Here is a 5,986-nt window from a genome sequence, read left to right as displayed (position 1 = left end):
ACCGCCCACCGAGGCGGAAGCCGAGGCCCATGTGCAGGAAGTGGTGGCGTTGTTCCTCAGGGCGTTTGCGCCCTGAATCTTTGCTTTTGTAGGAGCGAGCTTGCTCGCGAACCCGCTCAGCATGGGAGCCGCCGGATATTTCGTTCGCGAGCAAGCTCGCTCCTACAGAAAACGTTATCCGGCACCATGGGGTTGAATGAAAAACGCCAGGCTATTGCCTGGCGTTTTTCATTCGCGCGGGAATTCAACCGGCAAAATCCAGGGTTTCCTTCCAGCGGGTTTCCAGCGCCTTGGTGTCGTGGTCGAAGGGGTGGAAGCCGGGGCGGAAGTAGTCCAGCCACGGGCGGATCAGGTTGACGAAGTAGCCGCGGCGCGGGTGCAGCAGCACACCCAGGCCATGCTTCCAGCTGCGCCAGTTGAACAGCTGACCATCGCGGCGCAGCAGGTTGATCTGGAAGCCGGCGATGACGCTGAGGAAGATCACGGTGGTCAGCAGCATCACCGCAGTGCGGGTGAAGTAGCCGCCGTAGACCTGCTGGTAGACGTCATAGGCCACCGCCTTGTGCTCGTTCTCCTCGACGGCATGCCACATCCAAAGCTTGTACATCTTGTCCGACTTCATCTGGGCGCTCAGGTCTTCACGCTTGAGCAGTTGCTCGGCCATGGTCGCGGTGAAGTGCTCCAGCGCGCAGGTGATCGCCAGCTGGTGCTTCTTGGTGGTGACCTTGCTGATGGATTCGAGCAGCACCTTGATGCGCAGTTCGAGGGTCTCCAGGTCGATGCCGTGCTCGTCGGCGTACTCGTTGTACGCCGCGTGCTCCTTGGAGTGCATGGCCTCCTGGCCGATGAAGGCGCTCACGTCCTTCTGCAGTTGCGGGTCCTGGATGCGCTCGCGGACGGCGCGCACGCTATCGACGAAGAACTTCTCGCCGTAGGGGAACAACGAGGACAGGTTGTTCATGAAGTGGGTCATGAAGGGCTGCCCGTCCCACCAGTATTTCGGCGTTTCGCTGAAGCTGAAATCCATGCGGCGGACCGGGAAATTGGCGCGGATCGGTGTGGTACTGGCGTTCATGACTAACTCCTTGTTGTTTTGCGGGCGCCTGGTGGACGGGGGCGCGGCAAGTGGCAGCTGCGGCGACCCGGGCAAGCCCTGTCGTTAGTTCGCGATGCCACCTGGGAATGTGTCATCGGTTGATGTCATGTTCGGAGTCTTGTCGGACAATCGCCAGGTCATATCTGGCCGTGGCCAAGTCGAATCAGGCCAAAGGGGCCACGACCAGCCATTGGATGGGGCGTCTGGATCGAGAGCGACGGAAACGAAAACGGGCGCCGAAGCGCCCGTTGTGACCGGCAGTAGTCTGTCACTGCTCGTCGAGGGCGAACGCAGTCAGGCTGTAGGTAGGGATCTGCGCATCGTTGAGCCTGGCCGAGCCGCCCAGCTCCGGCAGGTCGATGATCGCGGCGGCCTCGAACACGCTGGCGCCCATGCGGCGCACCAGTTGGGCGGCGGCGAGCAGGGTGCCGCCGGTGGCGATCAGGTCATCGAAGATCAGCACGCTGTCGCCTTCGCAGAGGCTGTCGGCGTGGACTTCGAGCAGCGCTTCGCCGTACTCGGTCTCGTAGGCCTGGGCCAGCACGTCGGCCGGCAGCTTGCCGCGCTTGCGGAACAGCACCAGCGGTTTGTTCAACTCGTAGGCGATGATCGAACCGATCAGGAAGCCGCGCGCATCCATGGCGCCGATGTGGGTGAAATCGGCCTCGACGTAGCGCTGGATGAAGCTGTCGGCGACGAAGCGCAGGGCTCGCGGCGACTGGAACAGCGGGGTGATGTCGCGGAACATGACGCCGGGCTTGGGAAAGTCGGGAACGGCGCGGATCACGGACTTCAGGTCGAGTTGGTTGAGGATCATGCTGGATGTGCACCTGATGCGGTTTTTGCAGAGGCCAAAGTATAACGGGCCCGCCAGTCGGCGAGCCCGTTTTCGATGACCGGAAAGTCAACCAATGGGTCAGCTTTCGCGTCTGTCAGCTTTCCAGCTGGCCCCCGGCCAGCGCGCACAGTTCGATGGAGTCGAGGATGTGCACTTCCTTGCCTTCGGCAGCGATCAGGCCGTTCTGCTGGAAGCGGGTGAACACGCGGGAGACGGTTTCCACCGCCAGACCCAGGTAGTTGCCGATCTCGTTGCGCGACATGGCCAGGCGGAACTGCTGGGCCGAGAAGCCACGGGCGCGGAAGCGCGCGGAGAGGTTCACCAGGAAGGTGGCGATGCGCTCGTCGGCGGTCTTCTTCGACAGCAGCATCATCATCTGCTGGTCGTCGCGGATTTCGCGGCTCATCACGCGCAGCAGCTGGCGGCGCAGTTGCGGCAGTTGCTCGGACAGCTCATCCAGGCGCTCGAAGGGAATCTCGCAGACCGAGGTGGTTTCCAGGGCCTGGGCCGATACCGGATAACTCTCGGTGTCCATGCCGGACAGACCGACCAGCTCGCTGGGCAAGTGGAAGCCGGTGATCTGCTCTTCGCCGCCGTCGGTGATGCTGAAGGTCTTCAGCGCGCCGGAGCGCACGGCGAAGACGGAGCCGAAGGTATCGCCCTGGCGGAACAGGAATTCGCCCTTCTTCAGCGGTCGGCCGCGTTTGACGATCTCGTCGAGGGCGTCCATGTCGCTATGGTTCAGCGACAGCGGCAGGCAGAGGGGAGCCAGGCTGCAATCCTTGCAGTGCGCCTGGGGCAGGGCGCGCACTTTGATGGTTTCGGCCATGAGTGTTCCTTGAATGGGATGGCACACAAAAACCAAGGGTACCGCAGACGGCAAGCCGCGCGCCAGTTGGCGACCTGTCTGAATCGCTGGTTCCAGCGACGGGGATGAGGGTTCCGTAGGGGTTGGGGCGGGCTCGAATCCTTTCGAAAAGTGCCGATTCAGGGCTGTTCGTACATCCGGGGGCTGCGGACATATCCTGTATCAATGGGTGCGACAGTTGGCCCCGTACCGTCGGTCGTGCCGCAGGGAACCCGCGGGTCAGATGACCCGCGAGAAGCGTTGCAGGTTCTGCATCGGCAGGTAGCGGTCGAACAGCATGCACAGCGAGCGCACCAGCAACCGGCCGGCGGCGCTGACGTCCATGCCGCGCGGGCCGAGGGTGATCAGGCCATCCTGCGCGAAGCGTTCGAGGTCTCCCCAGATTTCCGCGAAATACCCACGGAAGTCGATGTTGTAGAGGTCCTCGATGTCCTCGAAGTCGAGTTGGAAATGGCAGATCAGCTGCTGGATCACGGCGCGGCGGATCAGGTCGTCCTTGTTGCAGTGCAGGCCACGGCGGGTGGCGAGCTGGCCCTGGTCGAGGGTGTTCTGGTAGTCGGCGATGTCGTTGCTGTTCTGGCAGTAGAGGTCGCCGATCTGGCTGATCGAGGAGACGCCCAGGCCCACCAGGTCGCAATGGCCGTGGGTGGTATAGCCCTGGAAGTTGCGTTGCAGGGTGCCGTCTTCCTGGGCCATGGCCAGCTCGTCGTCCGGCAGGGCGAAATGGTCCATGCCGATGTAGCGGTAGCCGGCGGCTTCCAGTTGCTCGGTGGTGCGCTGCAGCATCTCCAGTTTCTGCGCCGGGGAGGGCAGGTCTTCGGCGTTGATACGCCGCTGCGGCGGGAAGCGCTCGGGAAGGTGCGCATAGTTGAACACGGACAGCCGGTTGGGCTGCAGGGCGATGACCTGCTCGACGGTGCGGGCGAAGGTGTCCGGGGTCTGCCTGGGCAGGCCGTAGATCAGGTCGATGTTGATCGAGCGGAATTGCAGCGTGCGCGCCGCATCGATGATGGCGCGGGTCTCGTCGAAACTCTGCAGGCGGTTGATGGCCTGCTGCACCTCCAGGTTGAAGTCCTGCACGCCGATGCTGGCGCGATTGAAGCCCAGCTCGCGGAGCAGGCCCATGGTCGACCAGTCGGCCTCGCGCGGGTCGATCTCGATGCCGTAGTCGCCGAAATCGCCGTCGACGAAGTGGAAGTGGGTGCGCAACTGCGCCATCAGTTCGCGCAGCTGGCCGGGGCTCAGGAAGGTCGGGGTGCCTCCGCCGAAATGCAACTGCTCGACCTGCTGCTGGCGGCCCAGGTGACGGCTGACGATCTCGATTTCATGGATGAGCCGGGCGAGGTAGGGCGCGCTGCGGCCGCGATCCTTGGTGATGACCTTGTTACAGGCGCAGTAGTAGCAGATGTTCGCGCAGAACGGCACGTGCACGTAGAGCGAGAGCGGGCGCTGCGCCTTCTGGCTATCGCGCAGCGCGTGCAGCAGGTCGAAGGGTCCGACTCCTTCGTGGAACTGCACGGCGGTGGGATAGGAGGTGTAGCGCGGACCGGACAGATCGTATCGGCGTATCAGATCTGCGTCCCAGCGAATATTGTCGAGCATGCCGATGTTCCCCGGTGGCGAGCTTTTCCTGCGCAGTCTAGGGAGAGTCCGACAGAGGCCTGTTGACCTGTATCAAGCGGCTTTATGGTGGGGAATGCCGGCGCTGGCGTGCATCTCGTGGCCCATGATCCAGGCCTGGTGCGGGCCGGGAAGGGTCCACAGGCCGAAGAGGATCACCAGGATTCCGCCCGCCATGCGCACGCTGCGCTTACGCAACAGCGCGGTGATGCGCTCCGCGGCGAGCCCGGTGGCGAGCAGGACGGGCCAGGTGCCGAGGCCGAAGGCGAGCATCAGCAGGGCGCTGTCCACTGCCGAACCCTGGCTGGTGGCCCAGAGCAGCGTGCTGTAGACCAGGCCGCAGGGCAGCCAGCCCCAGAGCGCGCCGAGCAGCAGTGCGCGAGGCACTGTGGAGACCGGCAGCAGGCGGCTGGCGTAGGGCTGGATGTGCTTCCACAGGCCGCGGCCCAGCGCTTCGATGCGCGTCAGGCCGCTCCACCAGCCAGCCAGGTACAGGCCCATGGCGATCAGCAGCAGGCCGGCGATCACCCGCAGCGCCGCGGCGAACGGCGTACGCGCCACCGCCCAGCCGGCGAGGCCGAGTAGCAGGCCAGCGCAGGCGTAGCTGAGGATGCGGCCGAGGTTGTAGGCGAGCAGCAGGCGCAGGCGGCGGCCACGCTGTTCCGGCGGGATGGCCATGGTCAGCGCGCCCATCAGGCCGCCGCACATGCCCAGGCAATGACCGCCGCCCAGCAGCCCGAGGATCAGTGCCGACGCCAGCAGCGGCGCCAAGTCAGGCATCGCGCTTGTCCTGTTTGTGGCTGGAATGCGCGTCGTCACCCTCGGCTTCGTCGATGCCGGCCTGGTGGCGGGGGTCTTCGTCGTCGAACAGGATGCTGTGGGCGGGCCCGTCCAGGTCGTCGTACTGGCCGCTGTTCACCGCCCAGAAGAAGATCGCGATGCAGATGCCGACTATGACCACGGCAACCGGAATCATTATGTAGAGAGCGGGCATTTCAACTCCGTGGCAGCGCCTGCGCCGCCTGCAGGGCGGCAGAGTGGGCCGGGGTGGCTGACGTGGCGTCGGAACCCTTGGGCAGCCGGGTCAGGCGCAGGGCGTTGAGGACCACGGTCAGCGAGCTGATCGACATGCCCACCGCGGCCCACACGGGCGTGATCCAGCCGAGGGCGGCGAAGGGCAACATGAGGCCATTGTACAGCCCCGCCCAGACCAGGTTCTCGATGATCACCCGGCGAGTCCGGCGGGCCAGTCCGAAGGCCTGCACCACGCTGTCCAGGCGGTTGGACAGCAGCACCGCGTCGGCGCTGGTCTTGGCCAGGTCGGTGGCCGAGCCCATGGCAACGCTGATGTCGGCGGCGGCGAGCACCGGGACGTCGTTCACGCCGTCGCCCAGCATCAGCACGCGGTGGCCTTGCTGGTGCAACTGACGCAGTACTTCCAGCTTGTCGTCCGGGCGCAGGCCGCCGCGACAGTCGTCGATCCCCAGTTCGGCGGCGACGCTGCCCACCATGGGGGAGCTGTCGCCGGACAGCAGCAAGGTGCGCCAGCCGCGCGCGCGGCTGG

General features: G+C 64.9%; 7 protein-coding genes. All 7 read right to left on the bottom strand.

The window, feature by feature from the left end:
- Window positions 1-244 precede the first annotated feature (244 nt).
- Entirely contained in the window at window positions 245-1,075 is an 831-nt protein-coding gene (locus ACCC94_RS27130; protein WP_413352698.1) for a metal-dependent hydrolase, read from the bottom strand.
- Between the two features lie 289 nt (window positions 1,076-1,364).
- Entirely contained in the window at window positions 1,365-1,913 is a 549-nt protein-coding gene (locus ACCC94_RS27125) for an adenine phosphoribosyltransferase (protein WP_413352697.1), read from the bottom strand.
- A 115-nt stretch (window positions 1,914-2,028) separates the two neighbouring features.
- A complete protein-coding gene (anr, locus tag ACCC94_RS27120; protein ID WP_017516826.1) occupies window positions 2,029-2,763 on the bottom strand; it encodes a transcriptional regulator Anr in 735 nt (244 codons plus the stop codon).
- Window positions 2,764-3,021: 258 nt separating this feature from the next.
- Entirely contained in the window at window positions 3,022-4,404 is a 1,383-nt protein-coding gene (gene hemN, locus ACCC94_RS27115) for an oxygen-independent coproporphyrinogen III oxidase (RefSeq protein WP_413352695.1), read from the bottom strand.
- A 72-nt stretch (window positions 4,405-4,476) separates the two neighbouring features.
- On the bottom strand, window positions 4,477-5,202 hold the full coding sequence (locus tag ACCC94_RS27110) for a sulfite exporter TauE/SafE family protein (RefSeq protein ID WP_413352694.1): 726 nt from the start codon (window positions 5,200-5,202) through the stop codon (window positions 4,477-4,479).
- Window positions 5,195-5,416, bottom strand: a complete 222-nt coding sequence (ccoS, locus tag ACCC94_RS27105; protein WP_413352693.1) for a cbb3-type cytochrome oxidase assembly protein CcoS — start codon at window positions 5,414-5,416, stop codon at window positions 5,195-5,197. The genes ACCC94_RS27110 and ccoS overlap by 8 nt, the downstream gene beginning before the upstream one ends.
- A gap of 1 nt (window position 5,417) precedes the next feature.
- A partial coding sequence (locus ACCC94_RS27100; protein WP_413352692.1) for an HAD-IC family P-type ATPase occupies window positions 5,418-5,986 on the bottom strand: 569 nt, incomplete at its 5' end.

Origin of the sequence: Pseudomonas sp. Pseusp97, from assembly GCF_047304025.1 — a bacterium.
Classification (GTDB): Bacteria; Pseudomonadota; Gammaproteobacteria; order Pseudomonadales; family Pseudomonadaceae; genus Pseudomonas.
This window is presented reverse-complemented; position numbering and strand designations above follow the sequence as displayed.